Source organism: Pannonibacter indicus (assembly GCF_001418225.1).
Lineage (GTDB): Bacteria > Pseudomonadota > Alphaproteobacteria > Rhizobiales > Stappiaceae > Pannonibacter > Pannonibacter indicus.
In genome coordinates, this window is the sequence record NZ_LIPT01000002.1 from 43895 (window position 1) to 58484 (window position 14590).

A 14590-nucleotide genomic window follows, 5' to 3' on the forward strand; every position below is an offset into this window, starting at 1 on the left:
CAGGGTCGCACAGACTGGAGCTGTTCGCACAGGTCCTGAGGGCGCAAAATATAGAACATGCAAAAACACCCTGCCGGGGATGCCCAGGCAGGGTGTTTGAAAACTCTTCGGCGCTTGAGCGGGAGGTGCCCGCCCAAAGTGCCCGCCGGTCAGGCCGCGTTCGAGGACGACTGCGGCTGGGTCAGAAGTGCAAAGGCCGCTTCCGCGTCAGTGGCCGTGCGCAGGCCGCTCGCAATCTTGGTGTCGCGCAGCTGGCGGGCGATCCGGGCCAATGCCTTGAGATGGTCCGCACCTGCCCCTTCCGGGGCCAGCAGCAGGAAGATGAGATCGACCGGCTGGTCATCCAGTGCATCGAAGTCGACCGGCTTCTCCATCCTTGCGAAGACTCCGACCAGCTTGTCGAGTTTCACCAGCTTGCCATGGGGGATGGCCACGCCATGTCCAACGCCGGTGGACCCAAGCCGCTCACGCTGCAGCAGCGTGTCGAAGATTTCGCGTTCAGACAAGCCCGTCAGTTCCGCGGCCTTGGCGGCCAGCTCCTGAATAGCCTGCTTCTTGCTGCTCGCCTTCAACCCGACGACAACCGCTTCCTGAGATATCAGATCGCTCAGATCCATCATTCTTTTCCGTTTGGTCCTCAAAAACGCTCCCGGCAGGTTGCCCCGCCGGGAGTGCAGAACTTGAGGACAAGATGGCCTAGTTGGCCGCTTGCTGTCCAATCAAGGCTGGGTCAATCCAGCCGATATTGCCGTCCGGGCGCCGGTAAACGACGTTCACCCCGCCATTCGCGGCGCTCTTGAAGACGACGACCGGAGCTTCGGACAGATCCAGCTCCATGACCGCCATGCCGACGGTGAGGGTCTTGATCCGGGCCGAGGTCTCGGCAATCACCAGCGGATTGAAATCCGCCGGAACTTCCTCATCCTCCTCCGGCGAAGCCAGCACGTAGGACGGGGCTTCGTAGAACTCACGCGCACCGTTGGCGCTGTTGTGCGCCTTCAGTTTGCGCTTGTAGCGGCGAAGCCGCTTCTCAATCCTGTCCGCAGCGCGGTCGAAGCTCGCGCGCGGATCATGGTCCTCTCCGGACACCTGCAACACGATCCCCGTGTCGAGATGCAGCGAGCATTCCGTCTTGAAGCCCGCGCCTTCGCGCGTCAGCGTGACGTGCCCGTTAAAACCGCCGTCGAAATACTTCGAAAAAGCGTCGGCGATCCGGTCGTTGACATGGACGCGCATTGCATCGCCAACATCAACGTTCTTACCCGAAATCCGCAGTGTCATGGGGACCTCTTCTTGTTTCATGGACCGTTTCCTGCCGGCGGGAGCCGGCTCACGGAGCTTTCGCCCCGGACGGAACAGCATGACCCAAACGGCACTTCGGCGCCACACCCCTGACATTGCTTTCGCGGGCGGTGCTATAGGCGGCACTGCCCGTAAAGTCAATTGGCGGCTCTAACAGCCTCAGTGGCCGGGCGGATCAAACCTCCCGTCCAAAACATATAGGATCACAATTTGGCTTTGTGAGCACCTACTGGACGAGAGTCCGATTAATTTTTGCTGTCTTCAGGACATGCCCTTCTTTTCCCTGCGTCTTTGCACGGAAGAGCCGAGGTGCATGGCCTCGCGGTATTTGGCCACAGTGCGGCGGGCGATGTCCACCCCGTCGTCCTTGAGGCGCTTCACGATCGTGTCGTCGGAAAGTATATCGTCCGGCGATTCGGCATCGATCATCTGCTTGATGCGATGGCGCACGGCTTCGGCCGAATGGGCATCGCCCCCTTCCGTCGCCGGGATGGCGGAGGAGAAGAAGTACTTCAGCTCGAAGATGCCGCGCGGCGTTGCCATGTACTTGTTTGAGGTGACACGGCTGATCGTGGACTCATGCATGCCGATGGCATCGGCAATGGTCTTGAGGTTCAGCGGCCGCAGGTGCTCGATGCCATAGGTCAGGAAGCCGTCCTGCTGGCGCACGATCTCCGTCGCCACCTTCAGGATGGTCTTGGCCCGCTGGTCGAGGCTCTTCACCAGCCAGTTCGCCGTCTGCAGGCAATCGGTCAGATAGCTGCGCTCGGTCTCGTTGCGAGCCGTGCGGGTGATGGAGGCGAAATAGGTCTGGTTCACCAGCACGCGCGGCAGTGTCTCAGTGTTCAGTTCCACCATCCAGCCGCCGTCAGAGGCAGGGCGCACCAGCACATCCGGCACCATCGGCTGCACGATGGACGAGCCATAGGCGCGGCCAGGCCTCGGGTCCAGCGCCTTGATCTCGGCGATCATGTCGGCAAGGTCTTCCTCATCCACCCCGCAGATGCGGCGCAGTGCAGGGTAGTCATGGCGTGCCAGCAACTCGATATGCGCGATCATGGCTTCCATCGCCGGGTCAAAGCGGTTGCGCTCCTTCAGCTGGAGCGCAAGACACTCGGCCAGCGAACGGGCAAAGACGCCGGACGGCTCGAACCCCTGCATCACGGCAAGAACGGCCTCGATGCGCGTGGCGGGAATGCCGAGCTGCGCAGCGGCTTCCTCCAGATCGAGCTGAAGATAGCCGTTTTCATCCAGGCTGTTGATCAGGTGCTGGCCGATGATCTTGTCCACCGGATCGGCAAAGGCCAGATGCATCTGGTTCATCAGCACCTGAATGAGGGACTCTTCCTCCGCCACGAAGGCTTCGAGATTATAGTCCTCGGAGGAGGCTGAGCTGCTCGCCCGGCGGCTGTCGATGCCCAGAAGCAAAGCCGGTTCCGGCGCCGCGGAGACGCCGGGCTCATCGGGAAATACATTGCCGAGGTCGGTGTCCATCTGCGACGCGATGCTCTCGGCCTGCGGCTCAAGGTCGCTCTTCAGCCACTCGGTGGGGGCACCATCGCTGCTGCTGAACTCGCCGCCGCCGGCCTCGAAATCATCCCCGCCGGATGCATCGGAGGCGCCATCGTGGTCACCGCCCTGCCCGTCGGCCGCCCCAGTGCTATCGACGCTTTCCGTGCGCTCCAGCAAGGGGTTACGCTCCAGCTCCGCCTCCACATAGGCAACCAGATCGAGATTGGACATTTGCAGCAGCTTGATCGCCTGCATGAGCTGCGGCGTCATGATCAGCGACTGGCTTTGCCGCATCTCAAGCTTGGTCGAGATTGCCATGGGCGGAGGGCGTTTCCTATCCTGGTGCTTTTTGGTCCGTTTCTTGCCTATAACCTAGCACCGCCGCCCTGTTCAAAGCGTAAATTGCTCTCCGAGGTAAAGACGGCGCACATCCGGGTCCGCCACGATGTCATGCGGGGCCCCTTCCGTCAGCACTTCGCCCGACGCGATGATATAAGCGCGGTCGATGAGGCCAAGCGTTTCGCGGACATTATGGTCGGTGATCAGCACGCCGATGCCGCGCTGGGTGAGATGGCGCACCAGCTGCTGAATATCGCCCACGGCGATGGGGTCGATACCGGCAAAAGGCTCGTCCAGCAGCATGAAGGACGGGCGGGTTGCCAGCGCGCGGGCAATTTCCACGCGGCGGCGCTCGCCGCCCGACAGGGCAATGGAAGGCGATTTGCGCAGATGGGTGAGGCCGAATTCGGCCAGAAGCTCGTCGAGATCGGCTTCGCGCTGGCGCTTGTCCGGTTCCACCACTTCCAGCACCGCCCGGATGTTGTCTTCCACGTTGAGGCCCCGGAAGATCGAAGCCTCCTGCGGCAGGTAACCGATGCCGAGGCGGGCGCGGCGGTACATGGGCAGGCTGGTGATATCGAAGCCGGACAGGGTGATCTGCCCCTGATCCGGGCGGATGAGACCCGTGATCATGTAAAAGGTGGTCGTCTTGCCCGCCCCGTTCGGCCCCAGCAACCCGACGGACTCGCCCGGGTTGACGGTCAGCGAGACATACTTGACCACCTGGCGCCTGCGGTAGCTTTTGCCGATGCCTTCGACCGTCAATGCGCCGCCAGCATAGGCTTCGTCGGATACAGGACCGGCGGCGTCACGGCCGGAGAAGGGGAAGGGCAACCATTTCACGCGGGAAGCATCCTGACGGTAAGAGACAGCTCTTGCACACACCCTGGGCCAGCCGGCCGCCGCTCTCCCTTGCGGCGGAAGACAGGCTCAGTTTCCGGCGGGCGGAGTGCTGTTCAGGCTGTTGGGCTGAATGAGGACCTTCACACGGCCCGACTTGGGCGCTTCAAGATCCGCCTGACCGGTGGTGAGATTGACCGTCAGCTTGTTGCCGACAACCACGTTCGGCCCCTGGCTGAGCACGACCTCGCGGCCGGTCATCACCATCATGTTTGTGGTCATGTCGAAGTTGGCTTCATCGCCGGTTGCCGTCTGGTCTTTCGAGGTGATGAAGACACGGCCGGAAGCCTCGAGGCGCGAGATATCCTGCTGGGCGCCCTGGGTGGCCGAGCCATCGTAGAACACCTTCAGGCGCTGGGTCTTCAGCGTGGTCTCCCCCTGCACCACGACCACGTCGCCGGTGAAGGTTGCCACCTTGGAGTTGTCCTCGACCTGAAGCTCCCTGGCCTCGATCTGAATGGGCTTGTCATTGTCCTGACCGAAGCCCTGGAACGCGTTGTTGAAGGTCTGGGCGGAGGCCCCGACGGGTACAATCGCCAGTGCGGCGAGGGTCAGCAAAGTCCTGATACCCTTCATTGCGGGTTCTCCGTTTTGTTGGCGCCGGGTCGCAGCACCATCTTGATACCATCAGTGAAACGGGCAATGCCATTTTCCTGATCATATGTGAAGCCATTGGCTTGAATATCACCGCCGTCCGACTGCACCTGCATCGCCCGGTCGGTCACGACCGCGCCCGTCTTCATGTTCACATCAACGCGCTGGAACTCGATGGCATATTTGCCGCTCCAGTTGATCCTGACATTCTCGAACAGCGTCAGCGTCTCGGCACTGCTGTCATAGGTGCCCTTGTCGGACGTGATCTGGGCTTTTTCTTCCGGGTTGGAGACGATCTCTGCCGTGATCATTTCCAGGTCGATGATGCGCGGATTGGTCAGGCGCTGGATCGCACGCTCGGCCAGAACCCGGTAGGTGCGTTCACCGTCATTCCCCGACAGTTCCGGCCGGTCCATGACCAGCCCCTCGGAAGTCAGCGTCACATTGCCAATGCCAAGGCTGTTGAGAAGATTGAAGACGAAAATCAGCCCGCCCATGCCCAGAAGCACGATCAGCCCAAGCACAGGCAGCAGGATGCGAAGGGCGCGCACACGGCCTGAATGACGGCGTGCGTTTGCACGGGCCTTGTTGACCCGCCCGCCTGTCACATTCCCGGAGCGCTGTGTCGTCTGATCCATCTTCTCTCCCGGCTCACGGCCGCGTCACACCGTCATGCGAACCCCGCCTGCAAGGGGCCGGCCCCATTCACCTGGCGCAGACTTGCGCCGGATTCATGGCCGCACCCACAGGCTCACCGCACCGTGATCGCGCATCTGCACGCCATGCGGGAATTGCGTCACTCTGCCTTCCATACATGCATCCGCATATGGGGTATGCGACGAACGTTAAAAAGATGCAACGCAAGGACAATCAAGCAGCCGGAAGCACCTGTTCAGCTATGTGCAAAAATATCCTGTTCTTCCCAGCCAAGCAGATCAAGCCTTGCACGGGTGGGCAGGAACTCAAAACAGGCCTGCGCAAAACCGGTGCGCTCTTCACGCTCCAGCATCATCTGCAGCTGGGCGCGCAGCGCATGAAGGTGCAGCACGTCGGAAGCTGCATAGGCAAGCTGCGCATCCGTCAGCGTTTCAGCCGCCCAGTCCGAGCTCTGCTGCTGCTTCGACAGGTCCACACCCACCAGCTCACGGGTGATGTCCTTCAGGCCGTGCCGGTCCGTGTAGGTGCGCACCAGCTTGGAAGCAATCTTGGTGCACCAGACCGGCGACACGGTGATGCCGAGATACTGGTAGAGTACCGCCAGATCGAAGCGGGCGAAGTGGAAAATCTTCACCTTGGCCGGATCGGTGAAGAGGCGGGCGAGATTCGGCGCCGATTTCTGGCCCCGGGCGATCTGCACCACATCCGCCGTGCCATCGCCTGGCGACAGCTGAACCACGCAGAGCCGGTCGCGGTGCGGGTTGAGACCTAGGGTTTCCGTGTCCACAGCCACGGCCTCCACACCCTCATAGTGGGACAGATCGGGCAGGTCGTGCTTATGGTAACGGATGGTCATCGGCGGAAATCCTGAAGTTGCGTCGGCTTCTTTCAGCACATTCCCCGGCACCGGACAAGATCCGGCACAGTCATGAAGGAGGCATGAAAGCGAAAAAGGCCCGCTTTCGCGGACCTTTTCGGTCTGGACCTTGGTAGTGATCCAGAAATTTGGTGCCCAGGAGAGGACTCGAACCTCCACGCCTTGTGAGCGCTAGTACCTGAAACTAGTGCGTCTACCAATTCCGCCACCTGGGCTGTGAGGAGGGCTTTTAGGGGGGCTCTGAGGGCTTGTCAATCGTCCTTTTGAGAGAAAAATGCATTTGCACACATGCCGCCTTCACAGGCGGGCAGCAAAGGGCTAAGAACCCAAGGTGCGCCGCCATCCGGGCGGCCCATTGCTTCAAGTGACGCGACAAGGAGCCGGCCGCTATGCATTCGGCGCTCAATGGAAAACTCGTTACCGTCTTCGGTGCTTCCGGCTTTCTCGGCCGCCATGTAGTGCTTGCACTGGCACGCCGCGGCTACCGGATTCGCGCAGCTGTGCGCCGTCCGGATCTGGCAGAGCACCTGCAGCCGCTGGGCGGCGTGGGTCAGATTATGCCGGTTCAGGCGAACCTGCGTTACCGCTGGTCTGTGGACCGCGCCGTCGATGGGGCGGATGCGGTCGTCAATCTGGTGGGGATTCTCTATCAGTCCGGCCGCCAGAGCTTTGATGCCGTGCAGGGCTTCGGACCGCGCGCCATTGCGGAAGCCGCCCGCGCGGCAGGCCTGAACAGCATCGTCCACGTCTCGGCCATCGGCGCTGATGCGGCGTCACCGGCCGCCTATGCCCGTTCCAAGGCAGCCGGCGAGGCTGGTGTCCTGGAGACGCTGCCGGACAGCGTCATCCTGCGCCCGTCCATCGTGTTCGGCCCGGAAGATGATTTCTTCAACCGCTTCGCCGCAATGGCGCGCATGTCCCCGGTCCTGCCACTCGTTGGAGGCGGGGGCACGAAGTTCCAGCCGGTCTACGTCGGTGATGTAGCCGCCGCGGTTGCCAAAGCTGTGGACGGCGGCTGCAAGCCGGGCACCGTCTATGAACTGGGCGGCCCGGAAGTGAAGAGCTTCAAGGAGTGCCTTGAGCTGATGCTGGAGATCACCCGCCGCAAGCGCCTGCTGCTGCCGCTGCCCTTTGGCGCGGCCGAAATGCTGGCCCGGGTGCTGCAGCTGCTGCCCAAGCCGCTGCTGACGGTGGACCAGGTGAAGATGCTGCGTGTGGACAACGTGGTTTCGGCAGCTGCCGAAGCCGAAGGCCGCACGCTGGCCGGGCTCGGTATCAACCCGTCCTCGCTCGCCGCCATCCTGCCGTCCTACCTGACCCGCTTCCGCGAGCACGGGCAGTATGATGCCCACCGCGTGGCCTGAAGGGCCACGCAGAGCAAAGGGTTTCTGGGTGGCCTGAAGGGCCACGCAGAGCAAGGGGTTTCTGGGTGGCCTGAAGGGCCACGCGGATAAAGACTCTGGGTGGCCTGAAGGGCCACGGAACACGGTTGAATTTGCAGGGGCGTCATCTGGCGCCCCTCATTTTTTGCCCCCATCGTCATCCGGCCAAGTGCAGCGCGAGCCGGGACCGGATCTCCGCTTCGCTCCGTCCGGTATGACGATCGAGAGGGGCGATTCTCTGGGGGCGTCATCTGACGCCCCTGTTCTTTTGGGTGCTCGCCCCCTTTTTCCGCCTCGGCTCCAGCCAGTGGCCCGATGGCGTCAGCCCGACGTCCTTGAGCAGCCGCTCGTCCAGATGCGCGATGTTGCGGCGGCGTATGCGGCGCAGGCGCTCCTCATGGAGCCAGTCTCTGAACTGTGCCAGAATACCCGCCAGATACGGCAGGAACCCTGATGCTGCGGATGCCTTGCGGTCTGAAGTTTCGTTTCCATGCATCGTCCTGTCTCCTCTCACGCGCCCGCTCAAGTCCCTTCTTGCCGGGCCAGTGAAAGCAAGGATGCCAGCCCAAACCTGACAGCTGCGAGTCAGGTTTGATCCTGTTATGTTCTCATTCTGATTCTTTTTTCGCTTCCTGAGAACCGGCAGGCCGACATGAACCCGATCGAACGTGCCCTTGGCATCCTGCTGCTGCTGGGCAGCGGCAAACTGGTGACGGCCACCGCCCTGTCGGAGAGGTTCCAGGTATCGCTGCGCACCATCTACCGGGATGTGGACCGGCTGATTGCTCTGGGTGTTCCGGTAGAGGCCGAGCGCGGGGCGGAAGGCGGATACCGGCTTGCGAAAGGCTATGTCCAACCGCCTGTCGCCTTGACGCGCCGCGAGACGGCGGCGCTGCTGATCGTGCTGTCGGTGGCGCGCGGTCTGCGCACCACGCCGCTGGCCGCTGATCTTGAAACGGCGGAGCGCAAGCTCATCGCTTCCCTGCCCCGCCCGGCGCAGGAGCTGCTGACAAACGGCGAGCGGATCGTCGGGGTCGAGCCGCTGCCGCCGGATATTTTCCATGATTCGCCCTCGATCGAGCCCAATGCAGGCTGGCAGGAGGCGCTGGACCGGTTCATGGAAGGCCTGCTGGAAGGCAAGCGCGTGCGCTTCGAGCATCATAACCCCAGCCGGACAGAACCGCGTGCCCATGAGGTGGAGCCGCTGGGCGTCATTTTTGACCGGGACCTGTGGTATCTGGCGGGACGCTCCGTCGAGGCGGATGATCTCAGGATCTACCGGGCCGACCGGATCTTCAACATGGAGGTGAGCGGCCTGCGTTTCCGTCCGCCGAAGGAGTTTTCGGTGCAGGCCCTGCTGAATGGTGCCTGGCTGTCACGCGCCATGCGGCGCTGGCAGTCAGAAGACCCGACCGGCATCATTCTGGTGACCGCCGAACAGGCGCGCACGCTGGCGCGGGACTGGTATTACCGGCATGCGGCATTTTCTCCAGCCGCGAACGGAAAGGTGCGAATCACCGTTACCGACATATCAAAGGAACGCCTGTTTCCCTTGCTGCGCTGGCTGGGCCCGGGCGCCGAGCTCATCGAGCCCAGCGCCCTCCGGCCTCTTTTCGCGGCAGAACTTGCCGCGATGTCCGCGGCCCATCAGTGATGAGCGGCGGCTTCCTCCCAGAAGCTGTTTGCCTGGCTGCCTTGGCAAGGCTCAGGCGCTACACGGGCTTGTCAGCAGCCGCCCTCGGCGCGAATCAGCATTGCCACCGCGTGAATGCGGTTCTTGGCGCGCATGCGGCGCACGGCGGCGGCAATGTGGGTCTTCACGGTGGCGACGCTGATGTCGAGACGGTGCGCGATCTGCTTGTTGATCAGACCGTCGGCCAGCATGCGCATCACGTCCTTCTGGCGCTCGGTGAGCAGGGCGACCCGCTCCTGCGATACCGTCAGACCGGCAACAGGCTTCGGCATCACCGGATGCAGTTCGGCCGGATGGTGCCAGCTCTCCACGACTTGATCCAGCATGTGCGCTCCCTTTTGTTTAAGACCCGTCCGGCGGCGCCTCCCGGGCAGCCGCCTCCTCCAGGGCCTTTGTGATGAAAAGGACCATAGCCATTTGGCGGGCCTTCTGCGATATGCAAAAGTGTGTCATGTTAAACTGTAAAACCTTCGCAATTTGAGAAACCGATGGCCAGAAAGCTTTTCGCCGGACATGTGCTGCGCAAGCTGCGCGAACGGGCAGGTCTCACGCAGGTGGCCTTTGCCAGCCGGCTGGATCTGTCGCCCTCCTATGTGAACCAGCTGGAGAGCAACATCCGCCCTGTCTCCGCCTCGGTGCTGATCGCCGTCAGCCGTGAGTTCGGTGCCGACCTCGCCAGTTTCGAGGCGAGCGACCTTGACCGGCTGGTGGCCGACCTTGGCGAGGCGCTCGCGGACACCCGCTTTCATGACGGCAGCGTCGGGTTGCAGGACCTGAAGAGCGTCGCCACCCACACGCCGGACTTCGCCCGCGCCTTTCTGGATCTCTACGGCACCCTCAGGCGCATGAGCGAACAGCAGGCCTCGCTGGACGACGCCATTGATGCCCATGGGGAGACCAGCGGCCGCGCCCCGCGCATGACCCCGCCCTATGATCAGGTGCGCGACCATTTCCACTACATCGACAACTATGTCGATGCGCTGGATGTGAGCGCCGAGGAGCTGGCCAGCAAACTGAGCCTAGCCTGGACGCCGGACCGCTTCGGGCGGCTCAGCGCCTGGCTGCGGGACACCCACGGCGTTCGGGTGGACGTCACCGAGCGGCAGGCCGCAGATGGTGCCATTGTCGCCTTCGATGCCAGAGCGAAGCTCGTCACCCTCGACCGGGGTCTGCCGCGTGCCGCCATGGAATTCCAGCTGGGCTGTATCGTTGCGGATCTGACGGCGGAAAAGCTCATTTCCAGCCACGTGGAGAAGGCCGGTTTCTCCACACTGGCGGCACGGGAGATCTGCCGCCTCGCCTTGCGCAACTATTTCGCGGGCGCCCTGCTGCTGCCTTACGGAGCCTTCCTGTCCCTCGCCAAATCCTACCGGCATGACCTTGACCGGCTGATGGTGACGACGGGGGCAAGCCTCGAGCAGATCTGCCACCGGCTCTCCAGCCTGCAGCGAACGGGGGAAAAGGGTGTGCCCTTCTATTTCCTGAAGGTGGACCGGGCGGGCAATGTCATCAAACGGCACAGCGCCACCCGCTTCCAGTTCGCCCGCTATGGCGGCTCATGCCCGGTGTGGAACGTGCATGAGGCCTTTGAGCTGAACGAGGGCCGCGTCTCGGCGCAGGTGGGCGAGATGCCGGACGGCACGCAGTATCTCTGCCTGGCCCGCAGCATTTCCAAGCCCGCCACCCGCTTCGGCGAGCGCGAGCGGCGCTATGCCCTTGGCCTTGGCTGCGAGCTGAAATATGCGGACATGCTGGTCTACGGTGACGAACTGGGCCTGACGGACCGGGTGAATCCGGCCCGCATCGGCATCAACTGCCGCATCTGCCCCCGCGCCAGCTGCCCGGAACGGGCCTTCCCCGCCCTCGACAAGGAAATCCAGGTGGAACGGGATTCGCGTGGCATCGTGCCGTTTTCGCTGCGGTGACTGAAACAGAAGCGCAGCGGCCAGAGTTGCCACCATCCTCTCCCCCGCACTGAGTCACCCCGGCCAAGCGCAGCGCGAGCCGGGGCGACGCTGAGTGTGTGGAAGATCTGCACGTTCGTCTCCCTCATCCTCACTCTCCGACTCATCCCCCCCCCTGAAACTGCTTCCCCTCACGCCTCTCCCGTCTCATGGGCGAAGTATTTCATATGACCGGCACGGATGCGTTCAAGCTGCTGGCGGATGCGGGCAAGGTGGCTGCGCATCTGGGCAACCGCCGCATCGGCGTCGCGCTGGCGGATGGCCTCCAGCACCCGGCAATGATCGTCAAAGGCATCCTGCGAGGCAAAGGCCAGCGACAGGAAGCGCACCCGGTCCATATGCGCCTTGTTCTCACGGATCATTTCCCAGGCATGGGCGTGACCGGAGCGTTCGCAGATCTCCTTGTGGAAGAGATCGTCCAGCGCATGAAAATCCAGCGGCCGCTGGCCTGTGACGGCTTCGCGCTGCTGCTCGATGATATCCACCAGCGCCTGATGATCTGCCTCCGTCAGCTGGGCACAGGCCACGCGCACGGTTTCCGCCTCGATGGCGGTGCGTATGAACTGCGCCTGAAACACGGCACGCTCGGAAATCACCGACACGGATGTGGCCCGCTGCGGCCGGATATGCAGGAAGCCGAGCTTGGACAGACGGTAGAAGGCATCGCGCACCGGCTGGCGCGAAACCCCCATCGCCCTGGCAACGTCGATCTCCGAAATCTTGGCGCCGGGGGGCAGCTCAAGCGACAGGATCTGCCGGTGCAGCTGCTCGAAAACCGCATCGGCGACGAGTGGCCTTCCGACGGGCTCAAGCGCTCGCAGGTGAAGCGAATCCGGCATTTTGTCCTCCCATTGACTCCTATTGGATACTAGCATATTAGCTGAAATACGCGAAGAAAAGAGCCGTTCTCCGGCTTAAGTCATCATTCGGGAGGAGAGCAAGCGTGGCGCTGCTGGATTCTGACAGATTGTTCCCCGTTGAACCCGGCGTTCGCAACATTGCGCGCGGCCTTTACGAAGGCGTGAAGGATCTGCCGATCATCAGCCCGCATGGCCACACGGACCCGCGCTGGTTTGCAGAAAACAATCCCTTCCCCGACCCAGCCCAGCTCTTCGTTACCCCGGATCACTATGTCTTCCGCATGCTCTGCTCGCAGGGCATCAAGCTGGAAAACCTCGGCGTGCCGCGCGCCGACGGCGGCTGGACCGAGACCGATGGCCGCAAGATCTGGCGCATCTTTGCCTCCAACTATCACCTGTTCCGCGCCACTCCGTCGCGCATGTGGCTGGATCACGCTTTCCAGGACGTGTTTGGCCTGACCAAGCGCCTGTCTGCGGAAACCGCGGACGAGACCTACGATCACATCGCCGATTGCCTGCAGCGTCCCGAATTCCGCCCCCGCGCCCTGTTCGAGCGCTTCGGCATCGAGGTAATCGCCACCACCGAAGGCGCGCTGGATGATCTGAAGTGGCACCGCATGATCCGCGAAAGCGGCTGGAAGGGGCGCGTCGTCACCGCCTACCGCCCGGATCAGGCCGTTGACCCGGAATATGCAGGCTTCACCGAGACAGTCGAGAAGCTGGGCGAATTGTGCGGCACCGATACCACCACCTGGTCCGGCTATCTGGAAGCGCACCGTATCCGCCGCGCCTATTTCAAGGAGCAGGGCGGCGCCACCTCGAGCGATCATGGCCATGCCACGGCCCGCACCGAGAATCTGAGCGAAGCTGAGGCGGCTCATCTTTTCGACAAGGCGCTGCGCGGCGTATGCACTGCGGAAGAGGCAGACGCCTTCCGTGGCCAGATGCTGACCGAGATGGCCCGCATGAGCATTGACGATGGCCTCGTCATGCAGATCCATGCCGGCAGCTCGCGCAACCATTCCGGCGCGGTGCTGAGCACCTTCGGCCGCGACAAGGGCTTCGATATCCCGAGCCGCACCGACTATGTGCGCTCGCTCAAGCCGCTGCTTGATGCAGTCGGCATGCGGGACGATGTGTCCATCATCGCCTTCACGCTTGATGAAACCACCTACTCGCGCGAGCTTGCACCGCTCGCCGGCGTTTACCCGGCACTGAAGCTGGGGCCCGCGTGGTGGTTTTTCGACAGCCCGGAAGGGATGATGCGCTACCGTCAGCAGGTTACGGAAACCGCGGGCTTCTATAACACCGTCGGCTTCAATGACGACACCCGTGCTTTCTGTTCCATCCCCGCCCGTCACGATGTGGCCCGGCGCGTGGATTGCGCTTACCTCGCCCATCTGGTCGCCACAGGACGGCTGGATGAGGACGAGGCGGGTGAGGTTGCCTATGACCTCACCTACAGGCTTGCCAAGCAAGCCTACCGGCTCTGAGGAGGGCCGTTCACTTGGGAGGAGAAGCAAATGACATTCATGACGATTGCGAAAGCCACACTGCTGGCCAGTGTGATGATGACCGGGGCTGCAACGGCCTGCGAGGTAACGCTCCGGTCATCTGATACCCACCCGGACGGCTATCCGACCGTCGAGGCCGTCAAGGCCATGGGCAAGATGCTCGAGGAGCGCACCGGCGGCAAACTCTGCATCGAAGTGTTCCACTCCGCCCAGCTCGGCCAGGAGAAGGACACGATCGAGCAGACGAAGTTCGGCGTCATCGACATGAACCGTGTCTCGATGGGCCCCTTCAACAACCTCGTTGAAGAAACCAAGGTTGTCTCGCTGCCCTATATCTTCCGTTCGGTCGATCACATGCACAAGGTGATGGATGGCCCGATCGGCGAGGAAATCCTGGCCGCCTTTGAACCGCATGGTTATGTCGGCCTCGCCTTCTATGACGGCGGTTCGCGCAGCTTCTACAATGCCAAGAAGCCGATCGAGACCATCGACGACCTGAAGGGCATGAAGGTCCGCGTCATGCAGTCGGACATCTTCGTCGACATGATGACCGCCCTCGGCGCCAATGCCACCCCGATGCCCTATGGCGAGGTCTATTCCTCGATCCAGACCGGCGTCATCGACGGGGCAGAAAACAACTGGCCGTCCTATGAATCCTCCGGCCACTTCGAGGTCGCCGGTTACTACACGCTGGATGAGCACCTGATCGTTCCGGAAGTGCTGGTGATGTCCAAGGCATCCTGGGACAAGCTCAGCGCCGAAGATCAGGCCGCCGTCCGCCAGGCCGCCAAGGACTCCGTGCCGATGATGCGCGAGATGTGGCAGGCCCGTGAAAAGGCCTCCGAGGAAAAGGTGCGCGCTGCCGGTGCCACGGTCGTCACGGATATTGACAAACAGCCCTTCATCGACGCGATGAAGCCGGTCTACGAGAAGCACGTGACGTCCGACAAGCTGAAGGATCTGGTTGCCCGCATTCAGGCAACCGAGTGATGTGAA

Annotated in this window: 15 protein-coding genes and 1 tRNA gene; 5 read left to right on the forward strand and 11 right to left on the reverse strand. The window is 62.5% G+C overall.

All coding sequences use genetic code 11. From position 1 onward, the window contains the following. Positions 1-149: 149 nt before the first annotated feature. The 8 genes from ptsN to ASC48_RS03150 all read right to left on the reverse strand — a co-directional run bounded on the left by ptsN (position 150) and on the right by ASC48_RS03150 (position 6396). Positions 150-617, reverse strand: coding sequence for a PTS IIA-like nitrogen regulatory protein PtsN (gene ptsN / locus ASC48_RS03115; protein WP_055454805.1), 468 nt, complete (start codon positions 615-617; stop codon positions 150-152). 79 nt (positions 618-696) lie between these two features. Further along, a complete protein-coding gene (gene hpf / locus ASC48_RS03120) occupies positions 697-1302 on the reverse strand; it encodes a ribosome hibernation-promoting factor, HPF/YfiA family (RefSeq protein ID WP_082439960.1) in 606 nt (201 codons plus the stop codon). 261 nt (positions 1303-1563) lie between these two features. Beyond that, positions 1564-3132, reverse strand: coding sequence for an RNA polymerase factor sigma-54 (gene rpoN / locus ASC48_RS03125; protein WP_055454378.1), 1569 nt, complete (start codon positions 3130-3132; stop codon positions 1564-1566). Between the two features lie 72 nt (positions 3133-3204). Beyond that, positions 3205-3987: an LPS export ABC transporter ATP-binding protein gene (gene lptB / locus ASC48_RS03130; protein WP_055454379.1), complete on the reverse strand. Its 783-nt coding sequence runs from the start codon at positions 3985-3987 to the stop codon at positions 3205-3207. 96 nt (positions 3988-4083) lie between these two features. After that, complete coding sequence (gene lptA / locus ASC48_RS03135) at positions 4084-4629, reverse strand: lipopolysaccharide transport periplasmic protein LptA (RefSeq protein ID WP_055454380.1); 546 nt, start codon at positions 4627-4629, stop codon at positions 4084-4086. Further along, positions 4626-5285 (reverse strand): LPS export ABC transporter periplasmic protein LptC, encoded by a 660-nt coding sequence (lptC, locus tag ASC48_RS03140; protein ID WP_055454381.1) that lies wholly within the window; start codon positions 5283-5285, stop codon positions 4626-4628. The genes lptA and lptC overlap by 4 nt, the downstream gene beginning before the upstream one ends. A 254-nt stretch (positions 5286-5539) precedes the next feature. After that, entirely contained in the window at positions 5540-6160 is a 621-nt protein-coding gene (locus ASC48_RS03145; RefSeq protein WP_055454382.1) for a ribonuclease D, read from the reverse strand. 150 nt (positions 6161-6310) lie between these two features. Next, positions 6311-6396 (reverse strand) — tRNA-Leu (locus tag ASC48_RS03150). 174 nt (positions 6397-6570) lie between these two features. Here ASC48_RS03150 and ASC48_RS03155 point away from each other — a divergent pair. Next, positions 6571-7545, forward strand: coding sequence for a complex I NDUFA9 subunit family protein (locus ASC48_RS03155; protein WP_055454383.1), 975 nt, complete (start codon positions 6571-6573; stop codon positions 7543-7545). Between the two features lie 265 nt (positions 7546-7810). Here the strand turns inward: ASC48_RS03155 and ASC48_RS03160 are convergent, their stop codons facing one another. Further along, positions 7811-8059: a YjiS-like domain-containing protein gene (locus ASC48_RS03160; protein WP_055454384.1), complete on the reverse strand. Its 249-nt coding sequence runs from the start codon at positions 8057-8059 to the stop codon at positions 7811-7813. 156 nt (positions 8060-8215) lie between these two features. Here ASC48_RS03160 and ASC48_RS03165 point away from each other — a divergent pair, with 156 nt between their 5' ends. Beyond that, complete coding sequence (locus tag ASC48_RS03165; protein WP_055454385.1) at positions 8216-9217, forward strand: helix-turn-helix transcriptional regulator; 1002 nt, start codon at positions 8216-8218, stop codon at positions 9215-9217. A gap of 71 nt (positions 9218-9288) precedes the next feature. Here ASC48_RS03165 and ASC48_RS03170 read toward each other — a convergent pair whose 3' ends face one another. Continuing rightward, positions 9289-9582 (reverse strand): response regulator transcription factor, encoded by a 294-nt coding sequence (locus ASC48_RS03170; protein ID WP_055454386.1) that lies wholly within the window; start codon positions 9580-9582, stop codon positions 9289-9291. 162 nt (positions 9583-9744) lie between these two features. Here ASC48_RS03170 and ASC48_RS03175 point away from each other — a divergent pair, with 162 nt between their 5' ends. Beyond that, entirely contained in the window at positions 9745-11181 is a 1437-nt protein-coding gene (locus tag ASC48_RS03175; protein ID WP_055454387.1) for a helix-turn-helix domain-containing protein, read from the forward strand. Between the two features lie 170 nt (positions 11182-11351). Here ASC48_RS03175 and ASC48_RS03180 read toward each other — a convergent pair whose 3' ends face one another. Continuing rightward, the gene (locus ASC48_RS03180; RefSeq protein ID WP_050474343.1) at positions 11352-12059 is read right to left on the reverse strand and encodes a GntR family transcriptional regulator; all 708 of its coding nucleotides are present in this window, start codon (positions 12057-12059) and stop codon (positions 11352-11354) included. Between the two features lie 104 nt (positions 12060-12163). On the opposite strand from ASC48_RS03180, the gene uxaC reads away from it, so the two are divergent. Further along, positions 12164-13573 (forward strand): glucuronate isomerase, encoded by a 1410-nt coding sequence (uxaC, locus tag ASC48_RS03185; protein ID WP_055454388.1) that lies wholly within the window; start codon positions 12164-12166, stop codon positions 13571-13573. 30 nt (positions 13574-13603) lie between these two features. Continuing rightward, positions 13604-14584, forward strand: coding sequence for a TRAP transporter substrate-binding protein (locus ASC48_RS03190; RefSeq protein ID WP_055454389.1), 981 nt, complete (start codon positions 13604-13606; stop codon positions 14582-14584). Positions 14585-14590 lie beyond the last annotated feature (6 nt).

Bases quoted from the DNA above. Each gene is read 5' to 3' on its own strand.
- ptsN (WP_055454805.1), bottom strand. From the start codon at position 617: ATGGATCTGAGCGATCTGATATCTCAGGAAGCGGTTGTCGTCGGGTTG.
- lptC (WP_055454381.1), bottom strand. From the start codon at position 5,285: ATGGATCAGACGACACAGCGCTCCGGGAATGTGACAGGCGGGCGGGTC.
- ASC48_RS03160 (WP_055454384.1), bottom strand. From the start codon at position 8,059: ATGCATGGAAACGAAACTTCAGACCGCAAGGCATCCGCAGCATCAGGG.
- ASC48_RS03190 (WP_055454389.1), top strand. From the start codon at position 13,604: ATGACATTCATGACGATTGCGAAAGCCACACTGCTGGCCAGTGTGATG.
- ASC48_RS03145 (WP_055454382.1), bottom strand. From the start codon at position 6,160: ATGACCATCCGTTACCATAAGCACGACCTGCCCGATCTGTCCCACTAT.
- lptA (WP_055454380.1), bottom strand. From the start codon at position 4,629: ATGAAGGGTATCAGGACTTTGCTGACCCTCGCCGCACTGGCGATTGTA.
- ASC48_RS03180 (WP_050474343.1), bottom strand. From the start codon at position 12,059: ATGCCGGATTCGCTTCACCTGCGAGCGCTTGAGCCCGTCGGAAGGCCA.
- ASC48_RS03170 (WP_055454386.1), bottom strand. From the start codon at position 9,582: ATGCTGGATCAAGTCGTGGAGAGCTGGCACCATCCGGCCGAACTGCAT.
- hpf (WP_082439960.1), bottom strand. From the start codon at position 1,302: ATGAAACAAGAAGAGGTCCCCATGACACTGCGGATTTCGGGTAAGAAC.
- ASC48_RS03165 (WP_055454385.1), top strand. From the start codon at position 8,216: ATGAACCCGATCGAACGTGCCCTTGGCATCCTGCTGCTGCTGGGCAGC.
- ASC48_RS03175 (WP_055454387.1), top strand. From the start codon at position 9,745: ATGGCCAGAAAGCTTTTCGCCGGACATGTGCTGCGCAAGCTGCGCGAA.
- rpoN (WP_055454378.1), bottom strand. From the start codon at position 3,132: ATGGCAATCTCGACCAAGCTTGAGATGCGGCAAAGCCAGTCGCTGATC.
- ASC48_RS03155 (WP_055454383.1), top strand. From the start codon at position 6,571: ATGCATTCGGCGCTCAATGGAAAACTCGTTACCGTCTTCGGTGCTTCC.